Origin of the sequence: Flavobacterium esculini, from assembly GCF_048284325.1 — a bacterium.
Taxonomy (GTDB): Bacteria; Bacteroidota; Bacteroidia; order Flavobacteriales; family Flavobacteriaceae; genus Flavobacterium.
In genome coordinates, this window is sequence record NZ_JBLVPI010000011.1 from 81,770 (window position 1) to 105,161 (window position 23,392).

Annotated in this window: 11 protein-coding genes; 2 read left to right on the forward strand and 9 right to left on the reverse strand. The window is 35.6% G+C overall.

Annotated elements, in window-relative coordinates; genetic code table 11:
- Window positions 1–106: 106 nt before the first annotated feature.
- The 4 genes from bglX to ACNQGG_RS10900 all read right to left on the reverse strand — a co-directional run bounded on the left by bglX (window position 107) and on the right by ACNQGG_RS10900 (window position 6,859).
- The gene (bglX, locus tag ACNQGG_RS10885) at window positions 107–2,401 is read right to left on the reverse strand and encodes a beta-glucosidase BglX (RefSeq protein ID WP_417963891.1); all 2,295 of its coding nucleotides are present in this window, start codon (window positions 2,399–2,401) and stop codon (window positions 107–109) included.
- A gap of 327 nt (window positions 2,402–2,728) precedes the next feature.
- Entirely contained in the window at window positions 2,729–4,108 is a 1,380-nt protein-coding gene (locus ACNQGG_RS10890) for a sialate O-acetylesterase (protein WP_417963893.1), read from the reverse strand.
- Window positions 4,098–5,189 (reverse strand): SGNH/GDSL hydrolase family protein, encoded by a 1,092-nt coding sequence (locus tag ACNQGG_RS10895; protein ID WP_417963895.1) that lies wholly within the window; start codon window positions 5,187–5,189, stop codon window positions 4,098–4,100. The genes ACNQGG_RS10890 and ACNQGG_RS10895 overlap by 11 nt, the downstream gene beginning before the upstream one ends.
- A gap of 179 nt (window positions 5,190–5,368) precedes the next feature.
- Entirely contained in the window at window positions 5,369–6,859 is a 1,491-nt protein-coding gene (locus ACNQGG_RS10900; protein ID WP_417963897.1) for a Fic family protein, read from the reverse strand.
- Window positions 6,860–7,630: 771 nt separating this feature from the next.
- On the opposite strand from ACNQGG_RS10900, the gene ACNQGG_RS10905 reads away from it, so the two are divergent.
- Window positions 7,631–8,689, forward strand: a complete 1,059-nt coding sequence (locus ACNQGG_RS10905) for a type I restriction endonuclease (RefSeq protein ID WP_417963899.1) — start codon at window positions 7,631–7,633, stop codon at window positions 8,687–8,689.
- 114 nt (window positions 8,690–8,803) lie between these two features.
- Here the strand turns inward: ACNQGG_RS10905 and ACNQGG_RS10910 are convergent, their stop codons facing one another.
- From ACNQGG_RS10910 to ACNQGG_RS10930, 5 genes are all read right to left on the reverse strand, one after another.
- Window positions 8,804–10,345 (reverse strand): acyl-CoA carboxylase subunit beta, encoded by a 1,542-nt coding sequence (locus tag ACNQGG_RS10910; protein WP_417963901.1) that lies wholly within the window; start codon window positions 10,343–10,345, stop codon window positions 8,804–8,806.
- 308 nt (window positions 10,346–10,653) lie between these two features.
- The gene (accC, locus tag ACNQGG_RS10915; protein WP_417963903.1) at window positions 10,654–12,105 is read right to left on the reverse strand and encodes an acetyl-CoA carboxylase biotin carboxylase subunit; all 1,452 of its coding nucleotides are present in this window, start codon (window positions 12,103–12,105) and stop codon (window positions 10,654–10,656) included.
- 105 nt (window positions 12,106–12,210) lie between these two features.
- A complete protein-coding gene (locus tag ACNQGG_RS10920; RefSeq protein WP_417963905.1) occupies window positions 12,211–12,696 on the reverse strand; it encodes an acyl-CoA carboxylase biotin carboxyl carrier protein subunit in 486 nt (161 codons plus the stop codon).
- Window positions 12,697–12,944: 248 nt separating this feature from the next.
- A complete protein-coding gene (locus ACNQGG_RS10925; protein ID WP_417963907.1) occupies window positions 12,945–13,637 on the reverse strand; it encodes a DUF6250 domain-containing protein in 693 nt (230 codons plus the stop codon).
- An 89-nt stretch (window positions 13,638–13,726) separates the two neighbouring features.
- Entirely contained in the window at window positions 13,727–15,937 is a 2,211-nt protein-coding gene (locus ACNQGG_RS10930; RefSeq protein WP_417963909.1) for a B12-binding domain-containing radical SAM protein, read from the reverse strand.
- A 242-nt stretch (window positions 15,938–16,179) separates the two neighbouring features.
- Between ACNQGG_RS10930 and ACNQGG_RS10935 the strand changes: the two genes are divergently transcribed.
- On the forward strand, window positions 16,180–23,388 hold the full coding sequence (locus ACNQGG_RS10935) for a T9SS type B sorting domain-containing protein (RefSeq protein WP_417963911.1): 7,209 nt from the start codon (window positions 16,180–16,182) through the stop codon (window positions 23,386–23,388).
- Window positions 23,389–23,392: the final 4 nt, after the last annotated feature.

Sequence of the window (23,392 nt, forward strand, 5' to 3'; positions counted from 1 at the left end):
ACAAGTCGGGGAAATTTATTAAAATCGACGCTAGCGGTGTAACCATTACTTCACCCTTTCCTTCGGAGAGTCCCGTCCCGACGCTTCGGGATCGGGAGGGGAGGACTTATTTCAACTCAAAACCACTTTCCAACCCTTTGTCAGAACTTCCTCCTACCATGATTTTGAAAGTTCCAGATTCAATCAAATAATTTCCGTCATTGTCATAAAAACCAAGTTCTTTATCGGTTAATGTCAATATAACGGTTTTCGTTTCTCCTTTTTTCAAGTTGATCAATTCAAAGCCTTTTAGTTCTTTTACCGGTCTGGCTAAACTTGCAGCATCATCATGAATGTACAATTGCACCACCTCTTTTCCGTCATAATTTCCAGTATTGGTAACGTCTACTGAAACTACAACCGATTCCCCTTTTGCGAAAGCGGGTTTATTAATTTTCAGGTTTTTATAGTCGAAAGTCGTGTAGCTTAATCCGAAACCAAAAGGAAATTGTGGTGTTTTCTCCACATCTGTATAATGAGACCAAAACACATTTCCATCCCCATTAGTTGGTCTTCCTGTGCTGTAATTGTTGTAATAAATGGGACATTGACCTACATTTCTCGGGAAGGACATAGGCAATTTCCCGCTTGGGTTGTAATCGCCATAAAGCACCTGAGCCACTGCATTTCCGGTTTGTGTTCCCAGATGCCAAGCTTCAACAATAGCTGGAATATGTTTCGCTGCCCAAGGCAAAGCCAATGGTCTCCCATTGTTTAAAACCAAAACAATATTTGGATTTACTTTATAAATTTCTTCCAATAATTCCTGTTGTACACCCGGCAAATCAAGATTCGTTCTGCTGCGTCCTTCTCCGGATTGAAAACCATGTTCTCCTAAAACCATGACCACCACATCAGCACCGGCAGCCACTTTTTTGGCAGCATCAAATCCGCTTTTATCAGTCGTATTGAAAACCAATTCATCCACAAAAGCTGTTTTCCCAACCGTCAAATCCGCTCCTTTTTCAAAAGTCAATTGATTCCCTTTGTATTGTTGCATTCCTTCCAAAACGGATACGGCTGTATTATCATCTGAAGCCATTCTCCAACTTCCCAACGGACTGTTTTTATCATTTGCCAAAGCACCGATTAAAGCAATTTTTTGTCCTGATTTTTGTAGCGGAAGCAAGTTTTTTTCATTTTTCAACAACACGATTGATTTTTTGGCCATGTCCAAAACACCAGCAATATTAGCTTTGCTCCCAATAGTTGCTTTTTCGCGCTTTTCGTCACAATATTTATACGGATCATCAAACAATCCCAATTCAAATTTCACTCTTAGAATTCGGCGAACTGCATCATCAACCAAAGCTTCTTTTACTTTACCGGTTTTAACTAAATTTGCTAATTCAACCACATACAAATACGATTCCATGTCCATATCAGAACCCGCAATTACTGCTTTTTGAGTCGCTTCTGCACCATCTTTAGCAAATCCATGCGCTATCATTTCACGAACCGAAGCCCAGTCTGAAACCACAAATCCATCAAAATTCCATTTCCCTTTCAGGATGTCTCTTTGCAAGAAACTGTTTCCCGTTGCAGGAATTCCATTCAGGATATTAAAGGAGTTCATAAACGTACGAACTCCAGCTTCTGTAGCGGCATGAAACGGTGGCAAGACTTCATTATACAACCTTGAATTACTGATATCTACTGTATTATAATCCCTTCCTGCTTCGGCAAAACCATAGGCTGCAAAATGTTTGGCGCAAGCCGCAATCGTATTTACTTTGGCCAAATCTGCTCTTGTATCACCTTGAAAGCCCGTAACTCTGGCAATTGCCACTTTGCTTCCCAAATACGCATCTTCACCCGCACCTTCCATCACACGACCCCAACGCGCATCATGCGAAACATCAACATTTGGACCAAAAGTCCAGTTAATTCCAACGGCCGAAGCTTCGTCTGCAGCCACTTGAGCCGATTTCTTTATTGCTTCCATATCCCAACTCGCAGCTTCTGCCAGCGGAATTGGACTCAAGGTTTTATACCCGTGAATTACGTCAAATCCTATGATCAACGGAATCCCTAAACGCGTTTCTTCCACTGCAATTTTCTGCACCGCTTTCACTTGCTTCACCCCACGAACAGATAGCATCGATCCTACCCAACCGTCACGCAAATGTTTGTATTTCAATTCGGCATTCCCTTCTTTTGGCGCCGGTCCGGTCACTTCCCAAAAGCCGTTATACTGGTTCATCTGCCCTACTTTTTCTTCCAGCGTCATTTGTTTCATCAACAAATCAATGCGTTCTTCAGTCGGTTTCGTCTTATCTAAATGTGGTTTTTTCTGTGCATTCATCATTGAAATGGTAATCAGGGTAAAAATCCCCGCAGTAATTAATTTTTTAGTGTTCATAATTTGGTTTGGTTTTTTAATTTTTGGGCGTGACCCTTTTCCTGAAAAAAAAATCAGGAAAAGCGTCGGGCTATACGGCTTTATCTCTCCGCTACGCTACGAGGCTTCTATCCCTCACGCGGCATCACGAGAGCTTTTGGATTTTTAAATAGTTTTCAGTCGCAGTCGCAGTCACAGTTTTCATAATTGTCTGCACATATTGCTATTCGCTTTATTAACAATATTTATAAAAAGCGAGTCAATTTAAAAACCACATCCTTTTTGGTCTAAACTGTCCCAATAACTATCCGGAGAAACTGAAAGCTGAAACTGAAAACTGCGCCTTTTTTATTCACTCACAAATGACGAAGCAGGTAAATTCGCTTTATTAAACAACTCTGATTGTGCCGTGTTTGTCCATGCAAAACGAACTTTGACAGGATGCGCTACTTTATCCGATTTTAAAATCACTGTATTTTTTTTAATCACAGCTTCAGCCTCATAAAACACATTATCAGTTCCGGAAATTTCAAATTGATTTGATTTTTTACTTTTAAAATAAAGTCCGTCAGCATTATCGAAAGCAACAACAACTTTATTTTTATCGGTTTTTATTGCTTTGTAAAGCGGTCCGTTTACCACATCCGAATTGGTTTTATACGTATTGGCCAAAGCCAAATTCGCCAATCTTATTCCAACTGATTTCTTGTTTTTTGGGTGAATGTCATCTATAGGAGAAATATCGCTGGTTATCGCCATTCCGGTATTGGGAACTTCTTGCAATACTTTGCGTTGTGCATTTCTAATTTCAGCACCTCCAAAATGATTTTCTCCATATTTATAAGGGGCTATCTGAACGTAATAAAACGGGAATTCGTAATTCCACAATTTTCTCCAAGAAGTAATTAAAGCCGAAAAGGTTTTATCATAAACCGTTGAACCCACATTCGATTCGCCTTGATACCAAATCACACCTGCAATTTTAAATCCCGCCAAAGGATAAATCATCGCATTAAAAGCACGTCCCGGCTGGTTTGGCCCATATCTTTCTTCTTTTCGGGTTTTGGCACTTTCCATTAAAACCGTATCTTTTTGAATGACTTCTTCTGGCATCCAAATCTCCGCTGGCGTTCCACCCCAATTCGAACCAATCAAACCGACAGGCACATTTTTCAACTGTTCCTGTAACCGTTTGGCAAAGAAATAACCAGTTGCACTAAAATTTTTCATCGTCTCCGGCGTGCATTCCGTCCAGTTACCCGACACATTATTTTGTGGTGCAGTTGCCGTTAATTTTGGAATCATAAAAAATCGGATATTCTGATTCGTGGCACTTTTTACCTCTTCATCACCGTTTTCAATCCCCCAACTAGCCGACATTTCCATATTGGATTGTCCCGAGCAAATCCACACTTCGCCAATCAAAATATTCTTCAATACAATTTCATTGTATCCTTTTATGGAAATCGTAAACGGTCCGCCCTCTTTTGGAGTTGGTATATTTATTTCCCATTTGGCCTGATTGCTGGCTTTGATTTTATACACTTGATGATTCCAACTTGGAGTTATAACGACCTCTTCCTGTGGATTCGCCCAACCCCAAATCGTAACTTCGGAATTGCGTTGTAAAACCATATTGTCCGAAAGTACATTCGGAAGCGTAACATTTGCGAAAGCGGAATGAGACAGAATTAGAAAAAGGACAAAGGCAATTATATTATTTTTCATCTAGTATTTTTTTAAAGAAAGGAGTTAATTGGTCAGCCATTATTTTGTCATCCGCTATATCCGGATGCGAACCACAACCATTTGGTTTCATCGATTGGAATTCGAATAAGGCAATGGTTTTGTGTTGGGTATCATTTTCAAAAGCATGAATCACTTTTTTCAAACAGCGCACTAAAGTCACATTTCTGTCTCCCGAAACCATTGGACTGTTCAACAATGCTATTCTGGTATTAGGTGCATGTTTATAAACCGTTTTGATAAAATTGATGTAGTTTGAAACATATTTTTCTTCGTTAAAAGGCAATCGCTCTTTTTTTCCGTCTCCATCCGAAAGGTCGTTCGTTCCCAAACAAATACTAACCAAATCCGGTTGAAAAGCAAAATCATACGGTTTAGAATAGTCTTTATTCAAATACAAATTTTCGTAAACATCGGGAATAATTGCTTGGTCTTTATGCTCGTCATTCCAATTGCGATACATGCCAAATCCAGAAACGGAACTCAACACATAATCCACATTCAGACTACGAGAAACGATAGGTCCATACGCCCAATACGCATTATGTTGATCGTACCATTCTCCTGTTCCACAAGGAATTGCTGCCATATCATTACCAAATCCACACGTAATGGAATCGCCTATGAGTTCTATTTTCTTTTTGTTTACAGGAGTGATTTGGGTTAGTTTGGCTGTAGTTCCACCAAATAAAACCCCGCCATTCGTAGCTTCGGTAGCTTTATAAATCGTGAGACGGTGTATTTTTTTCTTTTTGGAAATTACAATGGGAAAGGACTGCAACGCTCCTTTTTCAATTCGAACTCTTCCAATATAAGTCCCATCTAACTCTAATGAAACATAATTTTGATGTTCTTCAAGACTTTGTAACGAAATCGAACACAAATTTCCTTTAAAATTAAACGAAACAGACGATGCCGAACCTACCAAAATCACTTTATCATCGGCTAGATGCTCCACTCTTCCTGAATAAAGAAAGGAACTGTTTTGCTCCGCTACTTTTTGTGAGAATGAAACAAAGGAAAGGAATAGTAATACAAATAAAAGGGATTTCTTTTTAAACATTATGGTTGGTTGGTTAAAATAAAACATAGAACGCAAACCTATGCTTTTAAATGCTATTAGAAAGATACTAAAATGTCAAATAGCAATAAAAAAACACCAACGGGTATTTTCTATTGCGAAAGATTGTAATGCAATTTTAGGCAATAAAAATAATTTTCAATACCTATAACTTTACCATTTTACAATTCAAAAATAGTTTGATATTCTTTCTCCATCAATTCTATTTCAGCATCGGTTAGTTTGTCAAAATCTTTTCTTCTCCTTTTTGGGAATACGCCTTTATTTTGATACAAAAATTGGATCATCAAATGAATTTCTCTGTCGGGCATATCAACAATTTCCTGAATAGAAAGCCTCAATTCATCGTATCTCATAATAAATTCAAGCTCATTCGGAATGTCTGTCATCACGGTTTCTTGAATTGTTTTTCCTAAAAAAGAAGTTTGAACGGTCAAATCAGGAAATCGGTAATAGCTTTCTATTTCCTCTAAATTTAAAACCTGAATTATTCCTTTATCATCTTTATCATAATCAATTATATGCATTAATTCTCTGGAAAAATCTTCCAAGACAGCATCATATTCCTTGAGATTATTCAGTATATGTGCCGAAACCGGTATAATCAAACCATCGGGAACCACTTTATCCCGAACTAAGGTGTCGTGTATCAAAAATCGGTGCAACCGCCCATTTCCATCTTCAAAAGGGTGAATAAAAACAAAACCAAACGACAACACACTGGCTCGAACTAATGTTGAAGTGGTTCCCGTTTTTAATGCAACTTGTTTTAAACCATCCATCAAAGAAGGAACCAGTTCTGGTGGAGGGCATATATAATGTAGCATTTCCGAATAATTGGGAAGTGATTGCCCCACATAATTCTGAAAATTACGATAGCTTTTTACGGCAAATCTTGGATCTACAATTTCATTTTGCAAAAGCGTTAAGTTTTTCTCTTCAAACATTTCCTCTTCCCCAATTGTTCCCGCTTTCATTAATAAGGAGACAAAGCGTTCTATGCGTTTTGGCGAAGGTTTTTCATGCTCAATTTCATAAGATGATTTTGTTTCTTTTCCGTATAAATAATTGGTTGCTCGATTAAAAATATCTAACGGATACTCTTTCCGTAATTGCGTTATTTGAGCTAAAATATCAATATTTTGAAAATTTTCTATTTCGATTGTTTTTCTAACAATTGGGCAAAATTCTGGAGTTCCCAGCAAGTTGTCGTTGATTTTCCATTTAGAATTCTTAACCGTTTTTCCGACGATATATTTTTTTTCGTCTAATAAATCAATATAATTTCCAGAAATATCAAGATCTATTTCCAGCGATTTATTCATCAGAAATTCAAATAGAAAACCAATTTTTTTAGAGTATATTCCTGAGGGAGAATTGCCTATAAAAACAATTATTTCTTTTTCAGGAATTTTTTTGAAAACTGATTTTAATAGATGAAAATCAAGATAGTCGTATTTCAGCCCAAAAACAAGGTGTTCCAGCGGATTGTTTTCAACAGCAAACTTACTGGATCTAAATACTTGAAGAACGACACCTTTCGAAGTCATTTCTATTCCATCCTTTTTTCCAATAAAGGATTGATGCTTCAAAGAACATTTGTTCAATTTATAAAATTCTTTCAACCAAGAAAACCCTATTTTTTGTTCCATGCAAATCTATATTTTTGGAAAAACAATTATTACTCTGGAAAAACAATTAAAATTTAATACAAATATGGAAAAACAATTATTTAATTGCAATCAATTTTTAATAAATTTCATGGAAAAATAGTTATTTCTCTGGAAAAACAATTATTTCGAATGCTTTTTACGGTAAAACAGATAATAGTTACGGTAAAATTGATAAGTCGGAAGGTTTTTACGGTAAAAACTATATTTATATTAAAAAGTCATTTTGTTTTAATAAATTTTTACGGTAAAACAAATATTCGGCAACGGTAAAAACTATCAAAATTACTTTATTATCGGCAAGATGCTCCACTCTTCCTGAATAGAGAAGGAACTGTTTTGCTTCGCTACTTTTTGAGCAAAAGAAACAAAGGAAATGAATAGTAATACCAGTAAAAGGGATTTCTTTTTAAACATTATAGTGGGTTGGTTAAAATAAAACATAGAAAGCAAACCTATCCTTTTAATTGCTATCAGAAAGATACTAAAATGTCAAATAGCAATAAAAAAACACCAACCGGTATTTTAAAATGAGAAATAAATAAATTAAAAATTGATTGAAAAAATATTGCCCTTTTACGGGAAACCGTAAGGAATAGTAAAAAAAGAGATTGTAATTTGTACTAAAGTATTTCATTTAACAATATCTTTTTTTAGCAATTTACACAAAAATAGATATAGTTACCAAACATACTCATTGCATAAATAATGGTTAAAGACCAAAAAATTAATAACAAATTCAATAAAAAAATTATGGATTTAAAAGACCAAATTAAAGTAATTGCAGACAGAACAAAACACAAAGACCAAATACAAACTGAAGAAGCAACAAAAAATGCATTTGTGATGCCATTTTTGCAAAGTTTGGGATATGATGTTTTTAATCCTCTAGAAGTTGTACCTGAATTCATAGCGGATATTGGAATTAAAAAAGGCGAAAAAATTGACTACGCAATCTTTAAAGATGGAAATCCAACAATATTGATTGAGTGCAAACATTGGGCACAAAACTTAAATATTCACGATGGACAACTATTACGATATTTTCACGTATCAAAAGCTAAATTTGGAATTTTGACAAACGGAATAGTTTACCGCTTTTACTCCGATTTAGTTTCTCCAAACAAAATGGATGAAAAACCATTCTTGGAATTCAATATTACAGACGTCAAAGACAATCAAATTGAAGAATTAAAGAAATTTCATAAAACTAATTTCGATGCAGAAAGTATTGTAAACACTGCAAGTGAATTGAAATTTATGAATGAGCTAAAAATTTTACTAAATGTAGAACTTACTAATCCAACTCCCGAATTTGTAAAACATTTTGCAAAACAAGTTTATCCGAGTGTTGTAACTGCAAAAATTTTAGAACAATTTACAGAATTAACCAAAAAATCTGTTCAACAACATATTAGTGATTTAATAACAGAAAGATTAAAAACTGCCTTGTCAAAAGAGGATGAAAAAATTAATGAGATTAACATATCTATCGAACCAAGTTTAGAAGATATTAGCAAAATTAATACAACTGGAGAAGAATTAGAAGGATTTATGATTGTCAAAACAATTTTGCGCCAAAAAACTCCTGCAACAAGAGTAACGTACCGAGATGCTCAATCTTATTTTGCGGTATTTCTAGACGACAATAATCGCAAAGCAGTATGTAGACTTTACTTAAATGGGGGTAAGAAATATATTGGAACATTTGATGAAAACAAAAAAGAAATTAAAAACGAAATTGGAAATTTAGATGAAATTTTCAATTATTCAGACTTGCTGTTAAAAACAATAGAAGCTTATGAAAAATAATCCGAAATTTTGTTAATCCACAACTAATTTAGCCTGTATAAATCATCGAAATTGAATATCCTAAAAATCAAAAAAACCACCCAAATCAGGTGGTTTTCCATTTCATATAAACAATTACAAAGGAATATTCCCGTGTTTTCTATTAGGGGTTACGCTCACTTTATTTTCAAGCATGCTAAAGGCTTTTATCAATTTGCGTCGGGTATCTTGCGGTAGGATAACCTCATCGACAAAACCACGTTGCGCTGCGGTGTAGGGATTCGCAAATAAATCGGCATATTCAGCTTCTTTTTCCAAGAGTTTCGCTTCATGGTCTTCGGCTTCGTTAATTTCTTTCTTGAAGATAATTTCTGAGGCTCCTTTGGCGCCCATAACGGCAATTTCAGCAGTTGGCCAAGCAAAATTCATGTCGGCACCAATGTGTTTCGAGTTCATTACATCATAAGCGCCACCATAAGCTTTACGGGTAATCACGGTCACTCTCGGTACGGTTGCTTCGCTCAGTGCGTACAACAATTTTGCTCCGTGAACGATAATCCCGTTCCACTCTTGATCGGTTCCCGGTAAAAAACCCGGTACATCTACCAAAACCAATAACGGAATATTAAAACAATCGCAAAAACGAGTAAATCGAGCTGCTTTTTTCGAACTGTTTACATCGAGACAACCGGCTAAAATCATCGGTTGGTTGGCTATAATTCCAATGCTTTTTCCTCCCAATCGGGCAAAACCCACGAGGATATTTTCGGCATAATTTTTATGAATTTCAAAAAACGAATCTTCGTCAATAATTCCACCAATCACCTCGTGCATGTCGTAGGGTTTGTTGGGATTATCCGGAATAATTGTCGCTAATTTGGTACGTACCTCATCATTCAGTTCGTAAGGTAAATTGCGGGGCGTTTCTTTATTGCTTTGTGGCAAATAACTCAACAAGCGTTTCAAATCTTCCAGACATTCCACATCATTTGTAGAGGTGCAATGCGCCACACCAGACTTGGTAGAATGCGTACTCGCACCACCCAATTCCTCCGAAGTTACGGTTTCATTGGTCACGGTTTTTACCACATTCGGACCTGTTACAAACATATAACTGGTGTCTTCGACCATCATCGTAAAATCGGTCATCGCAGGAGAATAAACCGCTCCACCGGCGCAAGGTCCCATAATCGCAGAGATTTGCGGAATAACACCGCTGGCTTGTACGTTTCTATAAAAAATATCGGCATAACCGCCCAAAGAACGAACACCTTCTTGAATACGGGCTCCACCTGAATCATTCAGTCCAATCATGGGTGCTCCCATTTTGACTGCCATATCCATAATTTTACAGATTTTCTCGGCATGCGTTTCGGATAGCGAACCACCAAAAACGGTAAAATCCTGAGCAAAAATATAAACCAATCGTCCGTTTATGGTTCCGTATCCTGTAATGACTCCATCGCCGTAATACAGTTCTTTTTCCATTCCAAAATCAGACGTGCGGTGCGTCACCAACATCCCAATTTCTTCAAAAGAACCTTCATCCATCAAATAATTGACGCGTTCTCTTGCTGTCAGTTTTTTATTGGAATGTTGTTTTTCGATGCGTTTTTTACCGCCACCCAAATGAGCTTCAGCAATTTTATCGTTTAGTGTTTTTATTTTGTCTTGCATATTATCCTTTTTTTACCGCTAATTTTTAGTAACCTTCTTGCACCTATCGAGCTATTTAATTATTTATCATAAACAAAAATCATTTTATATCAAGGTATTCGCTTTTAAGAATTTTCATTAGGAGTTTGTAAAATCTGCGTAAATCTGCTAAATCTGCGTGCCTATTTTTTCACGCAGATTTAGCAGATTTACGCAGACTCAAAGTGAAAAATATTAAACTATAGATTAAAAAATAGTTCATTCTAAAAGCGAATATCCCGATTTTATATAAAGGCACTAAGAAAATTAAGACTTAATTCCTAAATGGTTCAAATAATCTTTTCATTCGGTAAGCGAACGATTTTTTGATCTTCAAAATACTGTTTCAACGCTACCAAAGCAGCGATTTCGGCTTCTTGCGCCATTTGGTTTTTCAATACATCGGCATTGTAATAGTTCTTTACGAAATGCGTGTCAAATTTCCCGGAACGAAACGCCTCGTGTTCAAAAACAAATTTCCCGAAAGGCAACGTAGTCTGAACGCCTTCAACCCTATACCCTTCAATGGCTTTGAGCATAATTTGAATCGCTTCTTCTCTGGTTTCTCCGTAAGTAATCAGTTTGGCCAACATTGGATCGTAATAAATCGGAATATCCATACCTTGTTCAAAACCGTTATCTACCCGAACGCCTTCTCCTTCTGGCAATTGGTACACATCCAAATGACCTACGCTTGGCAGAAAATCATTCATCGGATCTTCGGCATACACACGCAATTCCATCGCGTGTCCTTTTATTTTCAAATCGTCTTGTTTGATTGTTAATGCTTCTCCCCTTGCCACTCTGATTTGCAATTCTACCAAATCAGTTCCTGTAATCCATTCCGTAACGGGATGCTCCACCTGCAAACGGGTATTCATTTCTAAGAAGTAGAAATTATTATTTTCATCCAATAAAAACTCGACGGTTCCGGCTCCCAAATAATCACAGGATTTGGCAACCAAAACAGCTGCTTCACCCATTTTTTTACGCAGTTCCGGTGTTAAAACCGAGGAAGGCGCTTCTTCTATTACTTTTTGGTGACGACGCTGGATACTGCATTCTCTTTCGAATAAATACAACACATCACCATGACTGTCCGCCATAATTTGAATTTCGATATGTCTTGGCGAACCCACATATTTTTCAATAAAAACAGAACCATCTCCAAAAGCGGAAATCGCTTCACTGATAGCGCGATCCATTTGGGATTCGAAATCAGCTTCACATTCTACTACACGCATTCCTTTTCCACCGCCTCCTGCTGAAGCTTTAATTAAAATTGGAAAACCAATTTCCTTAGCAACTACTTTTGCTTTTTCGACATCAGTAATGGCTTCGTCAAAACCGGGAACCATTGGAATATTGTATTGCTTAACAGCATCTTTGGCCGCTAATTTGCTCCCCATGATTTTTATGGCTTTCGACTTTGGACCAATAAAAATGATGTTATTTTTTTCGGCTTCTTCAGCAAAATCAGCATTTTCACTCAAAAATCCATAACCCGGGTGAATCGCATCCACATTTAAAGCTTTGGCAACTTCAATGATTTTACTCCCTAATAAATAGGATTGACTCGAAGGTGCTTCTCCAATCCAAACGGCTTCATCGGCAAATTTTACATGAGGTGCATTTCTATCTGCAGTTGAATAGACCGCCACTGTTTTAATACCCATTTTTTGTGCGGTTTTCATCACTCTGATGGCAATTTCTCCTCTATTGGCAACTAATATTTTTTCCATTTTATATTTTTTAACCGCAGATTTGCTAATTTTCAATTCTCTTACAATCACTTGCTTTGAATAATTCAACATTCTATTTTTAATTTGCGAATTAGCGGTATTTTATTATTCGAATTCAATTAACAACTGTCCTTTATCTACGGCATCTCCCATCGTTACTGAAATCGTTTTGATAATACCGTCACGAGGAGAAAGAAAACTGTTTTCCATTTTCATGGCGCCCAGAATAATTAGGTTGTCGTTCTCTTTTACAGTTTGTCCCACCACAACACTGATTTCCAGAATCAATCCGGGCATAGGTGCTTTGATAAAATTGACTTGCTTGGTAAGTCCCGTTTCGAACCCCATTTCTTTAATAAGAATATCCAAAGGGTTTGAAATTGCCACAACATAGGTGTTGTTATTTACCTTTACCGTATAGCTTTTTTGAAGAAAATCAGAAGTAACGATTTCCGCTTTATAAGGGGTATTTTGATGTAGTATATGAAATTTATTAGCTTCCACACTAACTGCATCCAGTTCTGAAATACTTTCCTTTTCCAAATCAAAATGGAAAGTATCATTTACATTTACTTTATAACCAATACTCATTTGTTTCTATTTTAGAATCGTAAAAATAAGTAAAGAAAACGTTTTCGTAAAGTAAAAATGGAAGTTTTATACTAAATAGATATAGTTATCGTAAAAATAATTATTTAGACTCATCATCTGTTTTTTTGCAACCACATAAGGAATATGAGTACATTCAAGCTAATGTTCGGTTCAAATTATAGGAACTCAATTTCTTGGTTTAAAATTTTTGTAGTCCAAGCAAATACCACTTCTTTGACCAATGATTTTTACTTTATTTTGTACACCTTAAAGTTATCAAATTGCTGATGACTTTTTGAAGTCCTGAATCCGAAAAAGCCCTCCTTATAAGGGGTATCATCTTGAAAATCCCAATATAATTCTCCATTCAAGAAGTACTGTATACGACCATTATTGACAATTATTTTTACCGCATATGGAGTATTCCCAGTCAAAAGATGCTCTTTATCACTATATTCCTTTAAAACAGGTTTATCTTCAATACTGTTGTATTTTCGAAATCGGGTAAATTTATTGTAATGTCCACCAACGCCCGCATAATAAAGATTCAGACTGTCGTATGAAGAAAATTTTCCATCCCGTACTATTGAATTAGGACTTAAGGGATCTGTTGCCATCCAAAATGCATTCAAATCAGAAACTCGGTCGTTAGCGCCTCCATCATCTATCACAATTACGTCGTAGGTAATTATTATATTTCCAGACAATTTGGTTTTAAACCAAATTGTTGCTCCAATAGATGTCGAAACATCCAATTTACCATCAATAATTTTCATGGTAGCTGTTTCCGGTTTTTCAAATTCGGCTATCCAGTTGGAAAAATTACTCGTAAAATCGTCAAAATAAATCACTTTTTCTGTCAATACTTCTTTCGTTTTAGATTGCGAAAAAATTGTAGTCGTGAAAACTAAAAAAACAAAAAAACAAAATTTACTTTTCATAAAATTATACTTTTATAGCAACAAAACACCGTGAATTCTACTATCACATCATTGCAATTTTACAATCAAAAAGAGATTGAATTAAATTTTTATAATACCAATAATCCAAAATCCCTCAAAGCATTAACGGGTTTTGAATACCAAAACAATTCAAAGTCTTCCAATTGTTTTTCAAAATCTGCTTTTACTTCTTGAAACGTGTGAATTTTAGCATTCGAAACAGCTATTTTTTGCAGTATTTCTACTAGCCATTCTCCTTCGTTTTTATTGGTTTGAATGGTGAAACTTTCTTTTTTGTCATGGAAAGTCAAAGTCATCATTTCCCATGAATTCCCTTTTTTGGATTTGGTAAAATGCTCAATAAATGGCTTGCCGCCTAACCAAACGATTTTGGCCGTGGGTTTGATATTAAAATCGTCGTCTTCTTGTAAAGCATCAAATATAAAATCACTTGAAATTTTAGTCTTTGGAATTTTAAATTCAAACCAATCTTGTAATTCATAATCAAAACAGATTCCGTGCATGAAATTGAATAAGGATTTCTTGAGTCCAAAACTGAATTTATCATGGTCTATCCCTGTTGCATCCGTATAGTTAATATCATTGTTGGCAAAAGTCCCTATTATTTCGGTTTCTTTTACCACACCAAATTTCTCTGGATACAAACCCACAGGACTGTGTGCCGTCATGGCAAACTGGTGCCAAAATCCCGATTGCAACACGCCAACTTCAAATAATTGACGTACCATTTCGAGACTGTCTACGGTTTCCTGAATGGTTTGCGTAGGATAACCATACATCAAATAGGCATGAACCATTACGCCGGCTTCAGTAAAATTTCGGGTTACTTTAGCGACTTGTTCCACCGTTACACCTTTGTCAATCAGTTTTAATAATCTATCGGAAGCGACTTCGAGTCCACCAGAAACTGCTATACAACCAGATGCTTTTAGAAGTAAACATAAATCTTTGGTAAAACTTTTTTCGAATCGAATGTTCGTCCACCAAGTCACTGCTAATTTTCTTCGAAGGATTTCGAGAGCCAAAGCACGCATCAAAGCTGGCGGAGCAGCCTCATCTACAAAATGAAATCCGTTCTCGCCTGTTTGGGCAATCATTTCTTCCATTCGGTCGCACAATAAACTGGCGGCAACAGGTTCGTACACTTTGATATAGTCCAAAGAAATATCGCAAAAAGTGCATTTTCCCCAATAACAACCGTGCGCCATGGTGAGTTTATTCCAGCGTCCGTCGCTCCACATGCGGTGCATTGGATTAACAATTTCAATAACCGAAATGTATTTATCCAAAAGTAAATCCGAATAATCAGGCGTTCCCACTTGCGATTGTTTGTAATCGTGTTTTAGGGAATTATTTTTGTAAACTACTTTCCCATCTTCCAACAGAAAAGTTCGTTTATAGGAATTATAATCTGTCCCGAAATTTCGGGATTCAATATTGGAAATTAATTCTTCAATTGGCATTTCACCATCATCCAATGTGATAAAATCGAAAAACTCAAAAACACGAGCATCCGACAGCGAACGTAATTCGGTATTTGGGAAACCGCCGCCCATTGAAATTTTAATATTAGGATAATGCTTTTTCACCCATTGCGCCGAACGAAAAGCCGAATATAAATTCCCTGGAAACGGAACCGAAATCAGGAATAATGTAGGCTGAATGGTTTCTATTCTCTCTTTTAGAATCAAAAGAAGTAAGTTATCAATATACGTTGGTTCTTGTTGCAAGGCTTCATACAACTCGTCAAAAGAATTGGCACTTCGTCCCAAACGTTCTGCATAGCGACTGAAACCAAAATTAGCATCGACGCATTCCACAATAAAATCCGAAATATCTTCGAGATACAAAGTCGCTAAATGTTTTGCTTTGTCCTGCGTTCCCATAGTACCAAAAGCCCAATCCAATGCTTCTAATTGTGCAAATCGGGATGCTTCCGGCAAGAAATCTTCCTGACAAATTTGAAGTGCCAATGTTGCATTTTTTCCTTGTAAAAAAGCAATGACTGGATCAATAGTTTTTAAATATTCGTCTTGTAAAGCGAAAATACGTTTCGAATTATCTGAGATTTCTCCAACTTTAAACTTTAAACTTCCAACGGTAAACAAACTTCGCAAACCCTCTTTCGAAAACAATTCCAAAATTACTTCGATACCCAAATCTGCCTGAACAGACTCAATCCCTTTCGTATTCAGAAACCCTTTGATATAAGCTGTTGCCGGATACGGTGTATTCAGTTGGGTAAAAGGCGGCGTGATGAGGAAAAGTTTAGTTTTCAAAAGGAATAAGTTTGGTGCAAAAATAAGGGATATTTATTGTTTTTCAACAAAAGAAACAACTTGCAATTATTCGAGTAAAATCACGAAATGAATTGCGTAATTAATTGAATTAAATCTCTTGAAAAACAATGTTATTTCTGCATTTGATCCTTACCATTTCAAATGTAAAATTCATACAAAATTAATATTTTTAACGCTAAAACCCTGATTTTTTATTTACTTTTGTGAACAAAATTCCCACAATGAAGCTGAAAGTCCTACTGCTGTTTTTTCTATTTCACCAATATGTTGCTGTTTTTTCTCAAGAAACAAATCCAAATTCTTCCAATAAAATTTTATTGGAAGATAAAAATGGTCATTTAATTCAAGCTTTGGATGAGCAAAACGAGTTTTTGAAAATTCGGGAAGAAAAAAGGAAAAAAGAAATCCTGAATTTAAAAAAAGTAAATCTGAATTTGAAAACAAGAGCTACACAACAAGCTGTAGAAATGTGTACAAATGGAAGTTTCGAACAATATGAAACTATCAGTGGCAGTAGTTCCCTCAAGAATTTTCTTTATACAATAGGCGATCCTCCTGGACCAACGCAATGCCGCTCTATTACCAATACCGCCAATTCATACATCAATCGGTATGACCCTAATAATATGAATATTATGGCAACGGGCGTTTCTTCAAATTTGGTTGATCCCTATATGGGAGATATTAAAGCATTTGATCAATATGCCCTTAAAATTAATTATGAAAACTCATCTACTTATGGCTCTATTGTTCAGGGTAAAAGGTTTAAAACAAATAATGAAAATTATCTAAAATTCAACTACAAAGCTGTATTACAATCCGTATACGACAATAGTCATACTGATAATCAAGCATTTGTAAAAGCACGGATTTTAGATAAAAATGGGGTTGTTGTAAATGAATTTTGTTTGGTAGGCGACGAAAAAAATTGCATTTTCACCAAAGTTCCAAGTCAAACTTCTTCTTATGTTACTTTATATACTGCCAATTGGCAATCTGGAATTCTGGACATTTCATCTATACCTAATAATGAAGAATTTACCGTGGAATTTATGGCTTCCAGATGTGGATTGGGTGGACATTTCGGGTATATGTACGTAGATGATATTTGCTTATTGCATTCCGCAGAAAATATGCAAGGATCTACAGATCTTGATCCTTTGAATAAAGTTTGCCCTAGTTTACCGATTTCTGTGTGTGGAAATTATACCATTCCTAATTCGGGTGGGATTTCTGCAACAGTAAATAAAATCACTTTATCTATTTATAACAGTAATAACGTATCTGTTTATAATACCTCTACAACTTCAAGTTTAGACACAACAAATAAAAAGTTTTGTTTCACACTGAATGCCACTAATTTTCCAAATAGTACCAATGCCAATTATAATGTAGGAGTACGAGTAGATTACGACATTTCTGGAACTTCTTGTGCTGGAACTACATTTAATTCGGCGACAGATCCAGATGCAAATCCTGGTTGGGATATTTCTTTTTTAAATTGTACTGCAAGTTGTGATATTAATGTAACGACTGCAAAAATATCTCAATGTGATACAAATCATGACGGAAGCGAAAATTTTGACTTATCTAAATTAAATTCTTTGATGGTAACTTCTACTACAGGTTTAAGTTTTAGTTATTACAAAAATTATAATGATGCAGAAGCGAACTTGAATGCTATCTCCAATTTTACAAGTTATCCAAGTTCAAGCACTTCTCTTTTTGTTAGAGCTGGTAAAAATGCAACTTGCTACAAAATAATTTCGGCAAGTTTAGAGGTAAGGAATCCCACAGCAAATATTACAGGTATTCTAAATGTTTGTTCTGGAAGCACTGTACTAAAAGCTTCTTCAGGATCTTCCTATCTATGGAGTACAGGAGATACTTCTCAAAGCGTTACAGTAACTTCTATAGGAAATTATTCTGTAAGTGTTACTGATTCTTTTGGATGTAGTAGCGATGCTAGTGTTTCTATAGAGCCTAGCCAAACTGCTGTTTCACCAATTTTGCAAATCACTCAACCTTCCTGTTTTTCTACCACAGGAAGCATAAAAGTAACTTCAGCTGCATCACAATATAGTTTTGATAATGGTTCAACTTGGAGTACAAACGACACAAAGAGTAATTTATATCCTGGAACGTATTTAGTGAAAATTAAAACCATAAATGGATGTACTTCTTATTCTCAAAGTGTAACCATTACAGCTGTCTCAACTTCATATCCAAATTATAACTATACCAATCCTTTATTTTGTGGAGATACTGGTAGTATTACCATTACCACTCCATCTACATACTATAGTTTTGATGATGGTGTAACTTGGGTAAATTATGCTACTGCTACCAACCTTTCACCCGGAAATTATAAAATTCGTACAAAAGATTTACAAGGTTGTATTTCTTCAGCTAACAATGTACTTATTAGTAGTAATACGCTAGGAACTCCAACTTATACTACGACACAGCCTGCTTGTAATGTGACAGGAAGCATTACTATAAATACGATTTCAGATTTTTATACTTTTGACGGAGGTACAACGTGGAGTACAAGCAACACAAAGAGTAATTTAGGCTCAGGAAGTTATTCTTTAGGAATCAAAAATACTTTAGGTTGCACTTCCTATTATACCTATGTTTATTTAAATGATTTTCAATATTCCTATCCTGAATATACTACTGTGCAACCAGTTTGCGGTAGTAACGGAAGTATTACTATCACTACAGTTGCAGATTCCTATAGCTTTGATAATGGTGCAACTTGGACTAATAATAACGTAAAAATTTTACCTTTTGGAAACTATCAAATAAAAGTAAAAAATAGTGCGGGATGTATTAGCTCCGCTAATTATGTTAATTTAAATCAGCCTTACTTGTATTCACCAATTATTAGCATCGAACAGCCAACCTGTGGTATAAACGGAAAAATCACGATTAATTCTCTATCAGATTTTTACAGCTTTGACAATGGTGCAACATGGACAACTTTCAATTATAAATCGTTGCCTCCAGGAGTTTACACGATAATAGTAAAAAACAGCATTGGTTGTACCTCCTATCCAACAGGTGTTTATTTAAACAATCCAAATATAGCGACACCTATTTATACTGTCATTCAGCCAACTTGTACTACCGCAGGAAGTATTACAATAAATACTATTGCAGATTTCTACAGCTTTGATGGAGGTTATACTTGGGGAACAACTGCTTCTCGATCAAATATTAATTCTTATGGATATTACAACATTTCTATAAAGAACAATGTTGGATGTGTATCAAATAATACGGGTATTTCGATTAATAATCCAAGTCTTCCAGATCCCGATTATACCGTTACCAATCCAAGTTGCGGAAATATTGGCAATATTACATTCAACAGCACTGCAGATTACTATAGTATAGATAATGGCACAACCTGGAGTACCAATACTATTTTTAATAATTTAAGCCAAGGATATTACTATCTATTGGTAAAAAAGGCGAATTGTTCATCCCGATATATTTCTGTTTATTTAGATTCTGCACATTTAGCATCTCCAAAATACACAATAACTCAACCCTCGTGTGGAACAAAAGGTAGCATTACAATCACTACCACTGCCGATTTGTACAGTATCGATGGTCAAACTTGGGTTACAAGTCCTACTTTTTCAAATCTTTCTTCGGGATATTATTACCCATATATAAAAAATGCTCAAGGTTGTGTTTCTAACTCTAATTCTGCAAATCTTCAAAATTTTTATCTTCCTACTCCTACTTTTACAACAACACAACCCACTTGTGGAAACGGGGGAACCATAACTTTCACTACTACTGCAGCACAATACAGTATAGATGGAGGTAATACATGGAGTACCAATCCTACATTCACCAATCTTACTTCAAGCTCTTATTTAGTAGTAAAAGATGCTTCAGGATGTACTTCTCATCCATATAACACCTACACTACTTTTTATCCATATTATTTACCTAATCCTGATTTTACATTAGTTCAACCAACCTGTGGTATCAATGGAAGCATCACTATTGCAACAGTTGCCGCTTCATATAGTTTTGATGGTGGTAATACTTGGTCAACAAACCCTACCCTCTCTGGACTAACGTCGGGATATTACAATATTGTTATAAAAAATGCAACTGGCTGCAAATCTTATGGCATGTCGATATACATCAACCCTTTTTATCTTCCGAATCCAAATGTAAAAGTGATACAACCTAGTTGTGGAAATGGAGGGAGCATTACCATCACTACTCCTGCTGATCAATATAGTTTTGATGGAGGTACAACTTGGACTACAAATCCTATTCTACTAAATCCCACATCAACATCATCCTATACTATTGTTGTTAAAAATACTATTGGTTGTAAATCACAGTCGCAATATTTCTACATTAATAAATATTACTTACCCTCACCAAATATAACTTCCATTCAGCCAACTTGTAGTTCTCCTTCTGGGACTATAATAATAAATACTACTGCAGATCAATACAGTTTTGATAATGGCTTAACTTGGACCACAAATCCTATAAAGAAAAATCTAACTGGTGGTTCTTATAATATAGTAATAAAAAACACATTAGGTTGTATCTCATACGGCAGTTATATCTATATTAGCTCACCACCCGCAGTTCCAACTGCACCTCTTATTCAGATTGTTCAACCTTCGTCTTGCGGAGCAACTGATGGTAGCATTACCGTAGCAACAACTGCTATAAGCTATAGTTTTAACGATGGAAACAGCTGGACCACAAACCCAACAAAAATAAATGTAGGGGCTGGTACGTACATTATTAAAATCAAAACAAATTCTTATAGTTGCGAATCGTTAACAACAGTTGTAAATTTAAGTTCGGGCACTACAATTGCCGCTCCTGCTTATACTTCAACTCAGCCAAATTGTAGCTCTGCAAAAGGCTCTATTACAATTACTACAAGTGCTGCAACATATAGTTATGACAATGGACTAACCTACGTTTTTTCCAATACAAAAACGGATCTTTCCCCAGGAATTTATTATATAAAAATTAAAAATTTAGCTGGTTGTGTTTCAGATGCTGCCACTGTCACTATTTCACCATTATCAGCGCTTCCTGCCCCTGCCTACAAAGCAAGCCAACCAGATTGCACCAACTTTACAGGATCATTAACCATCGATACCGTAGCCGATTTTTACAGCTTTGATAACGGAATCACATTTGGTACATCAAATACAAAATCTAATGTAGCACCAGGAACTTATAATTTAATGATTAAATATAATTCCGGCTGTATTTCCCTTAGTGCACCCGTTACTATAGATGCTGCTCCCACAATTCCAGCAGCACCACAAGTTGTGGTTACAAATCCTATTGGTTGCACATCATCAACAGGTAGCATTATGGTTTCTACTGTTGCAAATCTATATAGTTTTGATGATGGTGTAACTTGGAATACGAGCAATACTGCTAGTTTATCTCCAGGAAATTATTTAATCCGAATAAAATATACAAATGGTTGCCCTTCGATTGCCTATGCTGCAACCATCAATACACCTCCAAACGCACCTTCAACTCCAATTTTAAACATTTCTCAACCTGTGAGTTGCAGTAATCCGTTTGGCTCTGTCTCCATTACAAGTTCTGCTTATCAGTATAGTTTTGACAATGGCGTGAATTATTCGACCAATCCAATTTCTGGAAATTTAGCAGCAGGAGCTTATTTAGTTCGTGTTAAAAATAGTATCGGTTGCGAATCTATAACAGTATCTGTAAAAATTAATGCTCCAACTGATTATCCAGTAAATCCTGCATTTACAACTATTCCGCCAGACTGTAATAATCTTAAAGGGACTATTACAATTACCGATATTGCAGCAGAATATAGTTTCGACAATGGAGTTACTTGGAAAACAAATACAATGCAATCAAATCTTGATCCTGGAACATATTATATAAAAGTAAAAAACAGCATTGGTTGTATTTCAAATGCTACTACAGTTGTACTACTTCCTTTTACAAATTTTACTCCGAAACCTACATTAACAAATCCTCAAACCTTCTGTATCCAACAAAATACAACTTTGAGTTCAATTGCAATTACAGGACAAAACATAAAATGGTACGATGCTTTGAACAATGGAAGTTTTTTAGCAAACACAACTTTATTACAAAATAACACAACTTACTATGCTTCGCAAACTATAAACGGATGTGAGAGCGAGAGAGTTGCTGTTTTAATAAACATTCAAAACACGGGAACTCCAACGGGAAATTCCACACAAACTTTTTGCTCGAGCCAGAATCCAACTTTAGATACTATCGTAGCATCGGGAACTGCAATAAAATGGTATAATAGTGCTGGAGCTCTTTTGTCTAATTCAACTCCATTGCAAGATGGAACGACTTATTATGCTTCGCAAACGGTGATTGGATGTGAAAGCGCTACAAAACTGGCTGTTACAGTTTCTTTAATAAGCACTTTACCCGCAAATAATTATGCTGAATTATTTTGTGATGATTTGAATGATAGTTCTGAGAAAGTGAATTTATCTGATTATAATTCAAAGCTAATTTCAAATACTTCAGGATATACCTTTTCTTATTATTCGACTTTTTCAGGTGCAGAAAATCAATTGGCAACCAATCAAATTACTACTGTTTCAAATTATAAGTTGGTTTTGGGGGACAACAAATTTTTTGTCCGTATCAATTCAAATACACCATGTTATGCGATTGCCGAATTAAAACTAACCCTTTTATCCAAACCAAAAATAACGATTCCTGATGTTGTACCGATTTGTGAAAACAATACAATCACGATTGATGCCGGTTCTGGTTTTGATACTTATTTATGGTCAAACGGAGCTACTACTCAGTCCATAATTGTGGCAAAACCCGATAATTTTTATGTAACAGTAACTGATGATTATGATTCCTTTTATTGTTCCAGCACAAAAAATTTCATAGTAAAAAAATCAAATATCGCCACAATTACTTCTATTGAGACCCAAGACTGGACGGATAATCAAAATAGTATAACAACTTACGTTACTGGCATCGGAGATTTTGAATATTCAATAGACGGTATTCATTTTCAGGATAGCAATCAATTTTCGAACATCATTAATGGACAATACACCGTTTCTGTTAGAGACAAAAATGGTTGTGGAACTGTAACCGATGAAGTCTATTTATTGATGTATCCAAAATTCTTCACTCCTAATGGAGATGGCTATAATGACAATTGGGAAATCACTTTTTCAGATTTTGAAGTGGGGCTAACCGTTAAAATATTTGACCGTTATGGAAAATTAATTACAGACTTGCAGAATACTGCTGGTTGGAATGGAACAAGCAACGGTCTACCACTACCGTCCACTGATTATTGGTTTGTAGTGAAAAGAGTAAACGGAAAAGAATATCGAGGTCATTTTAGTTTGAAGAGATAATTCA